This is a genomic window from Sphingobacterium sp. GVS05A, from assembly GCF_019969845.1.
GTDB lineage: Bacteria > Bacteroidota > Bacteroidia > Sphingobacteriales > Sphingobacteriaceae > Sphingobacterium.
Window position 1 is genome coordinate 914931 of sequence record NZ_JAHXYR010000001.1, and the last position, 15272, is coordinate 930202.

The window sequence follows — 15272 nt, forward strand, 5'->3', positions numbered from 1 at the left end:
GCTTTGTTCGATTATTCACTCCATAGTATGATCGAATAAATCATGATGGTTTCATATGATACAATTAATGTTAACGATGGTTTACTTTTTTAGATATGTAATCGCCTGTATATTGCAACAGGAATACAATTAAAATTAATAAAATAAGGACAGCATTCATGATGAAGGTATCATAACCAACATAGCCGTATTGGTAGCCAATCTGTCCTAGTCCGCCGGCCCCAACAGCACCACCCATAGCCGAATAACCTACAAGTGTAATCAACGTTATTGTCGCATTGTTTACCAGTGAGGGTAATGCCTCCGGAAGCAACACTTTAAAGACCACCTGCTGTGTACTCGCGCCCATGGCTCTGGCAGCTTCAATTAATCCGTGGGGGATCTCCAATAAGCTGTTTTCTACCAATCGCGCAATAAAAGGAGCTGCGCCAATGCTTAAAGGGACCAATGCTGCTGACATACCGATGGATGTTCCTACAAGCTGACGTGTAAATGGAATCATCCATACAATGAGAATAATGAATGGAATAGATCTGAACACGTTCACCAGCAAGGAAACAATCTGGTGCATAGTTTTGTTTTCCAACAGCTGATGTTTTCTGGTCAAGAATAAGTAGATTCCAAGCGGAAGTCCGAGCACAAAACCAAAGAAACCTGACAGGAAAGTCATCATTAATGTTTCGAGTGTTCCTGATAATAGTAAATCTAGTACTTGATCAGACATAACCTAATATTTTAGTTTGCGGATGCTGTTCTTTTAAATAGGAGAGACTCGCCGTTATGTTGTCGGTATCACCTGACAATTCGGCTAATATAACACCAAACTTCATTTCGCCAATGTAATCGATCTGTGCGGTAATAATATTTGTTTTGACCTGATATTGGCGTTCCAATTGTTGTATAAACGGAATAGAATCTTCACTGGAGGTCATGTAAATCTCGACAAGTGGATTGCCACTGTCTTTTAACCGCTCCTGAAAACCTAAGGGGATATCTACCTGCAAAGAAGATTGGATAAAGTTTTTGGTAGTTTCCTGCTGCGGATTTGCGAAAATGGTTTCAACAGAACCGCTCTCAATTAAAGTTCCCTGATCCAATACGGCTACTTGATCACATATCCTTTTGATCACATCCATTTCATGGGTGATTAATAAGATGGTCAGTCCAAGTTGCTTATTGATTTTTTTTAATAAGGTGAGGATAGATTTTGTCGTTGCTGGATCCAGGGCGCTGGTGGCCTCGTCACAGAGTAGGATATGGGGGTCATTTGCCAGTGCACGAGCTATAGCGACCCGTTGTTTCTGTCCTCCGGATAGATTTGCCGGATAACTCTCCGCTTTATCTTCCAGTCCAACCAGGCTTAGCAGCTCCGAAACTTTTTGACGGATAAATGCCTTCGATTTACCTTCCAGTTGTAATGGAAAAGATATGTTCTCAGAGACTGTTAGTGACGACAAGAGATTGAAATGTTGGAAGATCATTCCTATATTTCTTCGTTTCATCATTAAATCTTTGGAAGACATCGACATCAGATCCTCATTCTCAATAATGACTTGACCTGTGTCCGGTCTTTCCAAGAGATTGACACAACGAATCAATGTGCTTTTGCCGGCACCCGAAGCCCCGATAACGCCAAATATTTCACCCTTGCCAATGGATAGGGTGAGACTCTTCAATGCATCTATTCGTTTGGATTTAACCTCGAATGATTTAGATATGTTGTTTAGTTGAATCATTGACCCTATAGGGATTTATGCATTTATGTTAACAAAGTGGATGTCGATATAAATGTACACAAATGCGGTTGATAAATTACAATGAAATGACGAAAAAAAAGCCGTAAACCGATCTTTCCGGGTAAAAAATAAAGACAGGAAAGATCGATCTATATCGGCAGGATGTTAGGATAGGGAGTGAGCAGATATCACTTGTTTCCCTGATCCAAGTCCTTCGATACCGTATTCAATAATATCGCCATCGCGAAGGAAGCGTTGCGGGGATTTTCCCATACCCGAACCGGCTGGTGAGCCTGTTGAGATGATGTCACCCGGAAGTAGGGACATGAACTGACTTAAATACGATATAAGCTTTGGAACACGATAGATAAAATCGCTTGTGTTGCCATCTTGCATCAGATCGCCATTTAATTTAAGCCAAATTCTCATATTATCGACATCTTGAATTTCATCTTTTGTAGCGATAAAAGGACCGATAGGAGCGAAAGTATCACAACCTTTACCTTTGTCCCAGGTACCGCCTCTTTCGATCTGAAACTCCCGTTCAGTTACGTCGTTATGTAGTACATAGCCAAAAACATAATCCAGGGCCTCTTCTTCACTAACATAGGAAGCTTTCTTACCTATAACGATAGCAAGTTCGGTTTCCCAATCGGATTTCACGGAGTTTTTAGGTAGTGTAATACCATCGAAAGGACCGTTAAATGCCGAAACAGATTTCATGAAAACAATAGGTTCTGCTGCTTGCTGCAATTTGGTTTCCTTAACGTGATCGTCGAAGTTGAGTCCAACACAAAGAATTTTGGAGGGAGCTTCCAAAGGAGTGCCGATACGTTCATCCGCACCGATCTCTTTTAGACTTTCACGATTCTGTTCTACATATACTTGAAGTTTCTCCAAATTTGCCGTATTTGCAAAGAAATCACGGTTATATTGAAAATTTCCTTCTGAAACATCATATTTCTTTTCATTTAAAATGACTCCCGCTTTTTCGGAGCCCTTTGCGCCATATCTAAAAATCTTCATAAGCCGCAAATATACGGATTTTGTCCCGAAAAGGGGCGAAATTAAGGCGAATTAACAATTAACCGATGTGTAAATTATCTATACAATTATTGTCCAAAGTCGGGTACTTAAAGGGAAACTTTTCCTGAAGTATCTTTTTATTACTCACCCATGTGCCATTAAGAACCATTTCCTGTCCTTTTTTTCCAAGAAGCAGCTTAATCAAGAATGCGGGGACAGGAAAAGGTATGTAGAATATTCCGTACCGCCGCCTAGCAATACGTTTGGTAAACTGTCCAAGGGACATCGGATCGGAGGAACAGGCATTGTATACACCCGCGAGGGGATTGTTTTGTATCGCAAATAGCAGCATTCGGGCGAGGTCTTCCATGTGGATCCAACTTAACATCTGTTTGCCTGAGCCCAGAATAGGGTTGACCCGAAAACGTAGCAATTGGTTGACTTCTTTCAATAACCCTTGGTCTTTACTGATCACCACACCGAATCGGAAGACAACGAGTCTTTTTCCTAAGGTTTCAATGGGTTTTACACTGTCTTCCCAAAGATTGCAGACCCAGGATAAAAAATCACCACCCTGGGGATCTCCCTCTTCGAAGGGCTTTTTCTGATAACTATCATCGGCGCCATACCAGCCCGTTGCGGATGCTGATATAACGGCTTTTACCTGGTTTGGGATCTGTTTTAACGTCTGATAAAGCAGTTGTCCACTTTCCACCCGGCTGGAAATAATTTCTTGTTGATAAGCCTTGGTCCAACGAGATCCATTGAGGTTGGCGCCAGCTAAATTGATGATATAATCCGCTTCCTGGATCGATTTTATGTCGATGACCTGTTTTTTGGGATTCCAATGGACATACCGAACGTTAGCTTGTGGAGGATAAGCCTTTGGATCCCTTGTGAAGATGATCACTTCATAGAAGTTGGCGACCAGTAATTTGGTCAAATGAAGGCCAATGGCACCTGTTCCTCCTGTAATGATTACTTTTTCCATGGATTAAATCTCAACTTATTTGATCTCGATATCTTTATTATTCTCCTTAATTATCTTTTGTCTGGTTAGCTTGATGCTCCTCCTAATATACTATTTTGAATCAATAAATGAAGGTATAATTTAAGGTTTATCCTTCAAAAGAATCAGTTTTTAAGGATTTCGTTGGTAATTTATATTTTCCTGTCAAGATGGAGTGGCCAAATGGGATATGTCATAAAAAAGGTCCGTCTGCGTTGCGGACGAACCTTTTGGTATGGCGACCGATCTCTTCGAGATATTGGTCTCTTTTATTGTATCGTTTGGATTGTACTTCCACATGTTAGCATCTGGGCGCCATAGTATGGATTTTTGACGTCCTTATTGAGGCTCAACCAAGTTGCTCCTTTGCCACCGTTAAACATGGGGCATTTTTGTTGATAAACTGGGAGTGCAGGTTTGGAAGTTTTTGCCAGTTTATAGACCTCTTCGGAGAGCGACACAAACGCCACACGTTGTTTTGCCAGATCTTTTGCCTCCTGGAGCGCCTTGCTGTGCTGTGTTATGCTGTTTGCCTGTGCTTTCCATGCTTGTTGCTCGGCAGTAGTTAAGTCAGACGATTTTAAAGTCGTCAGTAGGCCTGAAAGTTTTGCAGCACCTGTCGCTACTGTCTTGTGATCGGAGGCAACCAGTGCATCTTTCAATTGGAAATACTGATCATAAATCGGCTGGAAGTTGCCTGCCTTAGCGACAGATGACGATCTTGTGCTTTCTTCTTTGCTTTCAGGCGTATTTTCAGGGTTGGCCAGAGGGGCATTTAAGGTTCTGTCATATTGACAACAGCCATGCAGGTCGGCATAAGTCGTTGCCGGCGCCAAGTATTTTTCATTGTCATAACCCGCCAATGCGACCTTTTTCAAAACGGCATCCAGAGAGGTTTTTTCGGCATTAAAAGAGACATTTGCTGTCTGGTTATCCTCGTTCCAATCTACTTTGGCGTCCGCGGAGTTTCCGGCTTTTTCTATTGTTTTTTTACACATCCCACAATTGCCGCTGATTTTGACGGTTTGGGTTGTCATGGTATTATCCTGTGCATAGGTATATAAGCTGGTAGCTAAAAGGCAGGTTGTTATGATATTATTGAGAAGTCTCATGTGTTCTAAATGTTGTAATACGTGTATGGATCCCTGCGGAATACGATCTGTTTTCGTTGATCGGGATAGGGCAGGTGCTTTAAATTAATAGGGAGATTTACTTTTTCAAAAAAAGCGTTCTCTGTGTTACCTAGGCTATTTTAGGGGGAACCCAAGGGTAAAAATAGCCATCTGAAAGATAGACGGACAATAGACCACTATATAATTTTTTAAAGATTGAAAAGGAAATTTTTGGCAGCTGAACGGGAAGAGGAGAGACAGCCAATATACTTGTCGCTGATGCGCAATGACAACTACAATCCCGGCATTGCTTGTGGTGCTGACATAGCTGTTTTTTCTTCGCTTTTTGGTAGCAATTATGTTTTTTGCTTGCATGATCCTGACTGTCTATAGGACAGGTTTTTGCCTTACTTTGATGGCAGGGAAATACCGCAGTCGGCTTGGCCCATAAGCCAAGAAAAAGAATTAGTCCGATGAGATATTTTAGTGCTACCACAGTTCAAATATAGCTTTTTTTGAATAAGTATTAAATCCACCATCGAGATGGCTGTTTCTTATTCCAGGTGTGGAGTTTGTAGGGCTCCTGACTGCAGTATGGAAAATGCGTGTTATGGGCGGAGAATCTGAGTATTAAGGGGAGGGGTTATTATATAGAAGCGTAGTAAACAGATCAAACGGTTTACTACGCTTCTGTTATTATTTAAGTTGGGCGAGGAGCTCGCTAGAACTTAAAGTTTGATAAGAAACCCGGTTTCTTCCAGGTCTTTTTATATTCGTCTGCTAGTGCACTATGGTCTGAATAAGCCAGTACTTCATTGAGTAAACTGTGTGCTTTTTTTAGGTTTCCCGTTTTGTAATTAACAAGTGCTTCAGCCAACTTTACGGATTCACAGTCGTCATCATAGCCCCATTCATTTTGTGCATAGATGCCGTTAAAGATCATTACATTGCGGTTGACTTCGGCTAGGTTTTCCTGTTCAGCAAGCAACATGATTCCGAATTTTAACCAAAGTACATAATCTTCGGGATCCATGACGGTGGCAACCCAAGCATCATGATGTTGAAATACTTCTGCACCTGATCCAAATTCGGCGAGGAAGTAATGACCTTTGATAATCAGATATAAGGTTTTTGCTTTATCAAAGTCATCGATGATAAATTCCTTTTTATTTTTGAGGTAAGTTTGTGCTGCAGTAACAATAGCGCTATAGTCGGATATTTCATTGTATAGCTGCATTAGGATATATTGCGGTTGTGCTTCATGCGGGTATTGCTGTGCCATATCCGCATAATAGTGAATACGGTAATCACGATCGTTAGGCTCAAGGATATCATAAATAATACCTTCGACACCATTTTTAGCGGCCTCAAAATCCCTATAATGATAGTCGTTTAACGTAGGGTGATTGATGTAGAACTGATAGATGTGCTCCAGAAGATATTGTGCTTCTGCCTGTATATCGGAAGAAAGTCCCAGATGATAATTCACTTCAAGCTGATACACAAACATTTGATAGCAACTTGGAAATACCAGATCTGATTCATCCTCAGTAGATTGTTCTTCCATTTCCTCATCGCGCATTTCATCAAGGTCGCTCAAAGTGACTTGGTAGGTGTCGAAATATAGTGCGAGGGCGTCTTTTAAACGTTCATAATCCTCCAATTTCGACAATGCGTCTGTTCGCGTCTGATGTAGTTCTTCAAAGTCTGAGTAGTTTAGCCCTTCAGTTGCGATTTGATAGCTCTCTTCGAGGAGATCCACATTCTTTAATGCAATTGCCAGGTTATTGCAATTCATTGCACGATTGTGGCTGCCACCGAAATAATCACTTTCATATTTTCCCTGTTCGAAATAAGCTGCAAAGGCATCATAGGCCTGGCGATAAACAGCAAGGTAAAGCTGTCTCAGGGCCAGTGTGTCTTCAGCTGACAGGTTATCTAATTCATCGATAAAGTCAGATAGGTTAATTGCTTCATTATAGAGCTCGCGTGGTAAGTCATCGAACGTCGGAACGTGCGCATAAACTATGCCTGTTGTTAAGTACGTACATTCGACAAGACGGCGCCAAGATGTTGCATTCCACTGTCTTTCGCCCAATTGTTGGAGGTAAGGTAACGCAGCTTCATGTTGGCCATCGTCATAAAGGTATGCGGCTGTAAAATGGTAGCCGGCATATAAGTCTGGATATTCGTCAATCAGTTTTAGTGCGTGTAGATAATAATAATCTAGTGGTATCCCGATATCTTCGGAATAATTGCGTTCAATGATAAGCTGGTAATAGAATACCTCAGGGTTTTCATAGCCGTCAGCGATAAGCTCTTCAAAGCGACCATGCCATTTGACCAGTTCTGCATGGATATGGGCAGCTGAATTTTCGCCCTTAATAAGTTTTAATAATACTTTTAAGGCTAGATCTATCTCTTTGTTTTCATAAGCGATCTCTGCAAGGTCCACATATTGCATTTCGCTGCCGCTGACGAAGCGATCAAATTGCTCTCCAATTAAAGTGGTTAGCGCTGTACCCGAAATCTGTTTGGTACGGTCCAGAAGGTGTATTTTTTTCATCCAGAATATGGAGAAATTTTGATCGGCAGCTTCGCGATTGTCTTTAAAAGTTTCATTGAAATAACCGATCCCCTCATCCAATAAAGCTAATAGGGCGGTGTCATCCTGGAGACTCTCATAAATATCTGCAAGGAAGCCGTAACCATAGGGAGTCATTTTAGGTATTTCGATCAACTTTTTGGCATAACCGATAAACTGGTCTTTGTTGTTCTCGTTGATGTGTTTTCTTGGACGATTGATCTGCTCTAAGCTAGCCTGGTTGCCTAAGACATAATTGAGCATGTGATAGAGCGTTGTTTCATTTTCTGGCTCTACCAGTAGTGCTTTTTGGAGGTAGGGGATCATCTTCTCCTGTATGATATCAAAAATAGCTTCGTGTCCATCGTAAAATACTTGATCGTGATAGGCAACAGCAAGGTGTGTCCAGAGTGGGACATCCTGGTCGTTCTGCTTCAATTGATTTTCACCTTCTATAATAAACAGATCAAGTTCACCACTGTAGAACAAATCGTAAATATTTTTCTCTTCCATTCTTTGCTTCTTTCTTTTATTATTTTTACTAATATGTTAAATTTTATTGAAAAGTTATTTCGGTAGCGTAAGTTTTACGAACTTATTGCCATCCCATTGAAAATGTTCTTCTCTTTTCGAAATGCGATAGTCGGGGTTCAGGGTATCATCATCTTTCGCTTCACCTTCTTCGATGTACTTATAGATCAACTGGTTGTTTCTTTTGTGTTCTGAGGGGAATAGGATTTTTTCGTCGTAATAAAAGACACCGGCATCACTAACGGAGTACCTACTGGGGAGATTGATCAATTTCTGGCCAGTCCAGGCCATGTAATTGTACTCCGTGGAAACTCCGCAGGCACCTGATAAAAATTCCATGCGTAAGATTTGCTTTACATTATTTAGTCCCATAGCTGGCAGCAATTTACTTTGCGAGCTTAGCTGACCAGAGAACACAAATGGGTAAGATTGACTGGTGATTAATGAATCTTGTGCATCCAATAATTTTACTGTGGTTAAATAGTGATCCTGTTGTTCCTCATTTTGTTGTTTGATGAAACGTTCAAAGCCGAATAAATACTGGAGGCCGTTCTTGTCGGTCTGTTTACCGAGCGCCAATAACCCGAGCCAGATGAAACCCTGTTTAAGCTGACCATCGCTATGATAGCTGATCTGATACCATGGGGCATAAAAATTTTTGACGGTATTACCTTTAAATGGAGCACTGGCAATGGTGACATTTTTGCCAAGTGTCAATGAGTCCACCACTTTTATGTTGAGCCCCGGTCCGGAGCGTATATAGGCTTTTTCAACAAAAACGGAGGCTGTTTGTCCTTTTTCGATATTCCATAAGTTAAAATCATCTTCAAATGTGACACCGTCCTGTGCTTTTAGAAGCATCGGAAATAGACCTAAACATACTATCGCAAAATTCGCTGTTTTCATTTTTATCCTGTTCACTAATTGCAAAAATAGAAGAATTTTGGGGCATGCTTATCACTGGTTTCAGGTATTTTTCTGTTTGAGATTACAGTGAGAATAGTAGCGGGCTATGTGCTCCTTAGCCTCTTTGCTTTATAGAAAATAAGAGGAAATAGATTTTATAATTTAAAACAATTTAGTCCTAAAGATGGTATCTTAAGGATTAAAGTTTATACAGGCTATTTGAGTAGTCATCGAAAAGCGGATACTAAGAGTTTATGAAGAAAAAAATGGATCAGAAACAGCAAATAGTTGAGCTGTTTGATCGCTATAAGAATCATTTGGATAATCCAGCGTTTGCAGAAATTGAGCTTTTGGTTTTAATTGTAGCTATTATTCGTCCAAAAAGAGTGCAATTATTTTATCAGGTCGATATACAGTTTTTTCTTGATTTTCTGAAAGAGTTACCCGATACAAGGCGTCAATTTGTCCAATATCTCAAACGTGTTCTTTGGCGAAGAGATTTTGATCAATTGGTATCCGATACAGGGATTATCAGTTATGCCGACTTTATTTATGAACTCAGGAAGCGAATAACGGAACGCTATCTGCCTTATCAACCGGCAAAGTCAACGTTACAGTATTTACTGAACCAAGTGTTTTACAATGTTAAAGACGCAGATTGGTTGTCAACGATTCCCGCTGAGCAATTGCATGAGCTTTTTCGACTATGTGAATTCGATTCGATATATGATAATGAAACGGGTTTTGAAATGATTGAAATCTTATATGGCATAGAACTGTTGGTACAACGTATCACGGGCCGCGCCATGGAAACTGATGTCAATAAAATGGTACCTGAGTTTCAGAATTTTGATAGTCCATTTATCGCGATCATGCGGGAATTTAGCGAGTTAAATGATCGTATTTTACAATCGGAGAAAAAATATATTACGACTGAGGATCTTTCATACAAACAGCTATTGGTACTTCACAAGCAATGCGAAACTTATATAGAAACAGCTTTTAGTAATTCACATCGTTTTGGTATTTCCATTAAAGTGAACCAGTCCTTATTGCGGATTCGGCAACAACTGGAGCGCATCAAGGAGATGCTCTCTTTTTTGGTGATTGATAGCGAATTCCAAAAAGCAGAGAAAAGTATTCAATTGGCGAAGACGCTGATTGGATATAATTCAAGAAAAAGCAATATTCGGAAATTAATAGGGCAGAGCACACAATTGCTGGCTTACGAAATTACACACCATACCGCCCAGACGGGTGAGCACTATATTACGTCAACCCATCAGGAGTATTGGAAAATGTTTCGTTCTGCCTGCGGCGGTGGTGTAATTGTGGGGGCGATGTGTATTGTAAAACTATTGTTGGGAAAAGTGGAGACAAGCGAATTCGGGCATGCATTTTTGTATAGCTTGAATTATGCGATCGGTTTTACGGTCATCTATCTTTTTGGTGCTACCTTGGCAACAAAGCAGCCGGCGATGACAGCATCATCCCTTGTGAGCGCGATTGAACAGGGAACTTCGGACCAAGGTACTGACAGACACCGTTATTGGGTCTTTGCGCAATTTTTCGCACGTTTATTTCGTTCGCAGTTTATCGCTTTCGTTGGTAATGTAATTATGGCATTCCCCATTAGTCTTTTGTTAGTTTGGGGAATAGAGCAGCTGTCGGGTGTAAATATAGCAAGCGCAAAATGGCTACATCTGGTCGATGATTTAAATCCGACGAAGACCCCCGTTATCTTGCACGCTTCCATTGCAGGTGTGTTTTTATTTCTGTCAGGTATTATCACTGGAAGTATTTCAAATCGAGATAAACATAATTCCGTTTACTACAGAATTCAGGAACATCCCTTGCTGAAAAGGATATTTGGGAAAACGAAGACGGACAAGATAGCCTCTTTTTATGAGAAGAAATGGGCTGGTATTGTTTCCAATCTCTGGTTTGGTGTTTTTATGGGTTCAACGGCCTCCATCGGGATGTTTCTTGGTCTGAGTTTGGATATTCGACATATCACTTTTGCAAGCGGGAATCTGGCCCTGGGCTTATTTGGGCATGGTATGGAGCTGTCCACGGATATCTGGATATGGGGAATTTTGGGTATCGGAATCATTGGGTTCTTTAATTTTCTGATAAGCTTTGGTTTGTCATTGGTCCTGGCGTTCCGTTCGAGAAACCTGTCCTCTAAGGAGTTGGCGAAAATGGCAAAGGCGGTATGGATTTATTTTAAGATGAATCCAAAATCATTCTTTTTTCCACCTAAAAAGTGAGGAATAATTTCTATTCGTATCCGCTTATAGCAATGTATGGTCCGGCACAACAAAGTTTTACCTGTTTTTTGGCAGGTAATGTCAGATTTTGTAGATTATGGTATGAATAATATAATTTTAGTTCTTGGTGCGCCGAACGATGCACAGGGCAATTTATCTCAGATGGCGCAAGACAGGTTGAATTGTGCTCTCAATTTACACCTGGCCAATCCCGGTTTTAGAATCCTGTGCACTGGTGGTTTCGGAGCACATTTCAATACAACAGAAAGGCCACATTACTTCTATGCCTATCAATTCTTGATTGAGCGGGGAATACCCGAACAGGCCCTTGAAGAGGGGATACTTTCGACTAATACCATAACGGATTTTCAACTGGTTAAGGAACTGGTATTGCTAAAGAAACCCGATTTGTTAATCGTAATTACGTCAGATTTTCATATGGAAAGAGCTCAGATTTTGTACAGACGATATATTGGTTATTCTAAAGTTGTATTTATTCCTGCTGTTTCATCTTTATCCGAAGAGGAGTTGGCCCCGCTTATAGCACATGAATCGCGGGCTGTAAAAATATTTAAGGAAACAGAGATTAATGCTCGTTGATTTTTTAATGTAAGTTCTCTATCGCTTTTGGTAACTTTACAAACGAAAATGTATTGAATGGCATATTAAAATGCTGTTTTCGATAAAAATTAGCATTTCTAGATAAATAAATGGAAAATCTATTACTTTTCATACGTTCATTAACGGATTTTTCTGATGAAGCCTGGATATATTTGCAACCCGCCCTTCGTTTGCAAGAATACCGGAAAAATGAGGTTTTGCTAAAAGAAGGCGATATATGTGATAAGCTCTTTTATATTGAAAAGGGCTATTGCAAAAGCTACTGCATGATAGAGGCTGAGAAAAAGAATATCGGATTTTTCTTTGAAGATGAAATCGCAACGGACATCCAGAGTTTTGGATGTGGTCATCCTTCCGCCCTTAATATTGTAGCCTGTGAACCGTTGGCAGTAGTCATCTTTGATAAGAAAAAGTTGTTTGAAGCTTCAAGCCAGCACATAGAGATTGAAAGATTGGGGAGAAACTGTATCCGCCAGTTTGCATCAAAGCAGGCGGAATTCGCAAATATGGCCAAACTCTATAAACCTCAAGAGAGGTTGGACTTTCTGGAAAGTCAGTTTCCGGAAATGGGGCAACGTGTTCCGCTCACACAGCTAGCCTCTTTTCTTGGAGTGGCTCGGGAAACATTGAGCCGAATTAGAAGAAGAAGGACACATTATTAATTATGTGACGATCGTCACAGGCTAAAATCTTATTTTTTCCTGAGTTTTGAAAAAAATAAGAAGTCATGCAAAAATTAAAGAAAATCGATGCGCATACCAATGTGCTAACTTGGTTCGAAATCCCTGTCCTCAATACCCTAAGGGCAAAAAGCTTTTATGAAGAAATCCTAGACCTAAAGATGACTATAAGGTCTTTTCCGGATTCCGAAGAAGAACTTACATTCTTTCCTTATGATCCTAATGTTATACAGGCAACGTCTGGCCGAATTACGGGAGTTCTGACCAAATCACCTAATAAAAAACCGTCACGATCTGGAGTCCTTATTTATATAAATGCTTATCCCGAAATCCAGCTTGTTCTTGATAGAGTGATAGCAGCAGGTGGTAAAATAATCCTTAGTAAAACTTTGATTCCCGCAGGTTATATTGCCGTTATCGAGGACACAGAAGGAAATCATATCGGGCTTAGTTCCGAAAAATAACCTTTATATTTATCTGTTCCTATAGAATCAGTGTAATTGGCTTACTCAGAAAAATAAAAATGATCGAAGAAATAGCTTACCGGCCAAAATATCCACTCAGCGGATTTATAGATTATATCTGGGTAGGAAAGTCGCCTGATCTTACCATGGATTTTGTTCATCATGCTGCTTTGTTTACCGAACTTATTTTCAGTTATGGCGATGAGTACGACATCAGAGGAATCAATACCGAAAAGATAGACGGTCGTATAGGACTTCAGGTGCTATCGGGTTTAAAAAATCGACCTTTTCTGACCAGAACAAATGGAGCTTACGCGTGCATAGGGTTAATTTTAAAGCCGTTTTGCTATGGAATACTGCTCCCCAAATTAGGGAGCTCATCTTTGGAAGAAGTAGCTTCGATTTTATTTGACTGTCTTTTTGCTGTCGAGAATCCTGATTTTGTCCAAGCCGAAAAATGTTTGTTGAGGGTATTCGAAACAGTAAATACCGACCCTCACTTGATGAGGTTCGAAGCACATCTGGCTGCTGAAATAGCAGGAAAGGGAATGCTGAGGGATTTCAGTAAACTGCTGCCGATTTCGCAGAAAAGTTTCATTCAGAAATTCAGAAAGCATTATTTTTTGACTCCCAGTGAATATCTGAATCTTTACAAAGTCAATAAAGCGATCCTATTGCTTCAAAACAATTCGCCGGAACGATTGACTGACATTGGGTTGAATGCTGGATTCTATGATCAGTCTCATTTTATTAGGGTATTTAAAAAATTCAGTGGTTATACTCCAAAAGAATTTTCAAAATTTGGAGCAGGGTAAATTCTGTACAATTTTAAATGTGTCGAAGGATTTAATTTTGTGGTATAACTTTAAATACATAAAAATGAATCAGAAAAACAAAGTCTTCATTGCTACCAGTCTGGACGGATATATTGCCGATAGGAACGGAGAAATCGATTGGCTGCTTTCCATACCGAATCCCGAAAAGGATGATATGGGCTATAAGAAATTTATTGCACAGATTGATGCGCTGGTCATGGGCCGCAAAACCTTTGAAGTGGTTTGTGGTTTTGACGAATGGTATTATGATAAGCATGTTTTTGTGTTAAGCGACAGTATGACGGAGATCCCTGCAAAATTCAGGGATAAAGCTTCTCTTGTCAAAGGCTGCCTAAACGATGTACTGGGTGAAATTCATGGAAAAGGATATCATAACCTGTATATCGATGGGGGAAAGACTATTCAGGGCTTTTTGCAAGAAGACCGGATTGATGAGATCATTATCACGCTGATTCCTTATCTGCTGGGGGAAGGGATTCCTTTGTTCGGATATCTTTCCGAAATGTTGAAGTTTGAAGCTGTGGGTACAAAAATCTTTCTAAATTCAATCGTTCAAAATCATTTTGTAAGAAAAAGATAAATGGAACCAACATCTGAAAGGAATAGGCTGTTGCGGCAGGCAAACGATGTATAATCCTCGAAACGGATGGATTAGAGACTTTAAGTTATTAACATAGCCAAGATTTAAACAGATCTTGCCTCAAAGATCCGAGATTTCTCTTTTCTTCCTAGCTTTGTTTTGATTTTTTGGATAGTTATTGCCATATCCTTTCAGTTTGTCCGCAGATCATTTAACGCTTGTTCACTACTCGCTCATACCATATTCGCAATTACTGCTGTATTCCGCTACTTATCCTCCACTAATTCCCTACTAAAAGAGTAGAAAAGGAGTAGGTAATAAGTAGAGAAACAGTTGATAAATGCCGAATCAGATATGGATAGGGTACGAAGTGGTATTGAATCAACATCGCGACAATATCGAGTTAACCGGGTGTAGGACACTTTTTGGGCACTAAAGGACAGCTTTGGCTCTTCTTTGCGCATCGCAAGAACAAACGCGGATCAGTCGAACAAACTATTTAGGTAAGTTAGATCTGGTCTAAAAACTATATGATATGGACGATACCTCGTGTCGGTCATATCATTGTATATTAGGTGTTTAATCTCGTATAGAAAGAAGGGAATTAATGTTAAATAGAATGAAAATAATATCGAAACTACTTTCATCCTGACATTATTTTGAGATGGGATCTTTATAAGATCAGACAAGCGAAAATTAAAAAACAAAAAGAGCTCAACATTAGTTGAGCTCTTTGTAGTCTTGGCGGAAGAGGCGGGATTCGAACCCGCGGTACCGTTTCCAGTACGACAGTTTAGCAAACTGTTCCTTTCGGCCACTCAGGCACCCTTCCGTGTTTTGACATTGCAAACATAAGGCAATTATTTGAATCTGCAAAGCCTAAATATCAAAAAAAATGCAAAAAAAACGTAACGTTA

The 15272-nt window shown here is 40.1% G+C and carries 13 protein-coding genes and 1 tRNA gene; 6 read left to right on the plus strand and 8 right to left on the minus strand.

Going from position 1 to position 15272, the window contains the following annotated elements; all coding sequences use genetic code 11:
* Nucleotides 1–70: 70 nt before the first annotated feature.
* The 7 genes from metI to LC454_RS03975 all read right to left on the minus strand — a co-directional run bounded on the left by metI (nt 71) and on the right by LC454_RS03975 (nt 8904).
* Complete coding sequence (metI, locus tag LC454_RS03945) at nt 71–724, minus strand: methionine ABC transporter permease MetI (RefSeq protein WP_223579762.1); 654 nt, start codon at nt 722–724, stop codon at nt 71–73.
* Nucleotides 717–1736 carry a methionine ABC transporter ATP-binding protein gene (locus LC454_RS03950; RefSeq protein WP_223579764.1) on the minus strand — a complete coding sequence of 340 codons (1020 nt, stop codon included), beginning with the start codon at nt 1734–1736 and terminating at the stop codon, nt 717–719. Before LC454_RS03950 ends, metI begins: the two co-directional genes overlap by 8 nt.
* A 165-nt stretch (nt 1737–1901) precedes the next feature.
* Entirely contained in the window at nt 1902–2762 is an 861-nt protein-coding gene (locus LC454_RS03955; protein WP_223579766.1) for a fumarylacetoacetate hydrolase family protein, read from the minus strand.
* Nucleotides 2763–2820: 58 nt separating this feature from the next.
* On the minus strand, nt 2821–3753 hold the full coding sequence (locus LC454_RS03960; protein WP_223579769.1) for a TIGR01777 family oxidoreductase: 933 nt from the start codon (nt 3751–3753) through the stop codon (nt 2821–2823).
* A 287-nt stretch (nt 3754–4040) separates the two neighbouring features.
* Nucleotides 4041–4883 carry a DUF3347 domain-containing protein gene (locus tag LC454_RS03965; protein WP_223579772.1) on the minus strand — a complete coding sequence of 281 codons (843 nt, stop codon included), beginning with the start codon at nt 4881–4883 and terminating at the stop codon, nt 4041–4043.
* Between the two features lie 721 nt (nt 4884–5604).
* Nucleotides 5605–7980, minus strand: a complete 2376-nt coding sequence (locus LC454_RS03970) for a hypothetical protein (protein ID WP_223579776.1) — start codon at nt 7978–7980, stop codon at nt 5605–5607.
* 54 nt (nt 7981–8034) lie between these two features.
* Entirely contained in the window at nt 8035–8904 is an 870-nt protein-coding gene (locus LC454_RS03975) for a hypothetical protein (RefSeq protein ID WP_223579779.1), read from the minus strand.
* A 254-nt stretch (nt 8905–9158) separates the two neighbouring features.
* Here LC454_RS03975 and LC454_RS03980 point away from each other — a divergent pair, with 254 nt between their 5' ends.
* From LC454_RS03980 to LC454_RS04005, 6 genes are all read left to right on the plus strand, one after another.
* Complete coding sequence (locus LC454_RS03980) at nt 9159–11174, plus strand: site-specific recombinase (RefSeq protein WP_223579782.1); 2016 nt, start codon at nt 9159–9161, stop codon at nt 11172–11174.
* 102 nt (nt 11175–11276) lie between these two features.
* Nucleotides 11277–11774 carry a YdcF family protein gene (locus LC454_RS03985; RefSeq protein WP_223579785.1) on the plus strand — a complete coding sequence of 166 codons (498 nt, stop codon included), beginning with the start codon at nt 11277–11279 and terminating at the stop codon, nt 11772–11774.
* Nucleotides 11775–11884: 110 nt separating this feature from the next.
* The gene (locus tag LC454_RS03990; protein WP_223579788.1) at nt 11885–12457 is read left to right on the plus strand and encodes a Crp/Fnr family transcriptional regulator; all 573 of its coding nucleotides are present in this window, start codon (nt 11885–11887) and stop codon (nt 12455–12457) included.
* A 65-nt stretch (nt 12458–12522) separates the two neighbouring features.
* Entirely contained in the window at nt 12523–12939 is a 417-nt protein-coding gene (locus LC454_RS03995) for a VOC family protein (RefSeq protein ID WP_223579791.1), read from the plus strand.
* 59 nt (nt 12940–12998) lie between these two features.
* Nucleotides 12999–13754, plus strand: a complete 756-nt coding sequence (locus tag LC454_RS04000) for a helix-turn-helix domain-containing protein (RefSeq protein WP_223579794.1) — start codon at nt 12999–13001, stop codon at nt 13752–13754.
* A gap of 64 nt (nt 13755–13818) precedes the next feature.
* Nucleotides 13819–14355, plus strand: coding sequence for a dihydrofolate reductase family protein (locus LC454_RS04005; protein ID WP_223579797.1), 537 nt, complete (start codon nt 13819–13821; stop codon nt 14353–14355).
* A 742-nt stretch (nt 14356–15097) separates the two neighbouring features.
* Here the strand turns inward: LC454_RS04005 and LC454_RS04010 are convergent.
* A tRNA-Ser gene (locus LC454_RS04010) sits at nt 15098–15187 on the minus strand.
* Between the last annotated feature and the right edge of the window lie 85 nt (nt 15188–15272).

Coding starts and splice junctions, on each gene's coding strand:
- metI (WP_223579762.1), bottom strand. CDS start 724: ATGTCTGATCAAGTACTAGATTTACTATTATCAGGAACACTCGAAACA.
- LC454_RS03950 (WP_223579764.1), bottom strand. CDS start 1,736: ATGATTCAACTAAACAACATATCTAAATCATTCGAGGTTAAATCCAAA.
- LC454_RS03955 (WP_223579766.1), bottom strand. CDS start 2,762: ATGAAGATTTTTAGATATGGCGCAAAGGGCTCCGAAAAAGCGGGAGTC.
- LC454_RS03960 (WP_223579769.1), bottom strand. CDS start 3,753: ATGGAAAAAGTAATCATTACAGGAGGAACAGGTGCCATTGGCCTTCAT.
- LC454_RS03965 (WP_223579772.1), bottom strand. CDS start 4,883: ATGAGACTTCTCAATAATATCATAACAACCTGCCTTTTAGCTACCAGC.
- LC454_RS03970 (WP_223579776.1), bottom strand. CDS start 7,980: ATGGAAGAGAAAAATATTTACGATTTGTTCTACAGTGGTGAACTTGAT.
- LC454_RS03975 (WP_223579779.1), bottom strand. CDS start 8,904: ATGAAAACAGCGAATTTTGCGATAGTATGTTTAGGTCTATTTCCGATG.
- LC454_RS03980 (WP_223579782.1), top strand. CDS start 9,159: ATGAAGAAAAAAATGGATCAGAAACAGCAAATAGTTGAGCTGTTTGAT.
- LC454_RS03985 (WP_223579785.1), top strand. CDS start 11,277: ATGAATAATATAATTTTAGTTCTTGGTGCGCCGAACGATGCACAGGGC.
- LC454_RS03990 (WP_223579788.1), top strand. CDS start 11,885: ATGGAAAATCTATTACTTTTCATACGTTCATTAACGGATTTTTCTGAT.
- LC454_RS03995 (WP_223579791.1), top strand. CDS start 12,523: ATGCAAAAATTAAAGAAAATCGATGCGCATACCAATGTGCTAACTTGG.
- LC454_RS04000 (WP_223579794.1), top strand. CDS start 12,999: ATGATCGAAGAAATAGCTTACCGGCCAAAATATCCACTCAGCGGATTT.
- LC454_RS04005 (WP_223579797.1), top strand. CDS start 13,819: ATGAATCAGAAAAACAAAGTCTTCATTGCTACCAGTCTGGACGGATAT.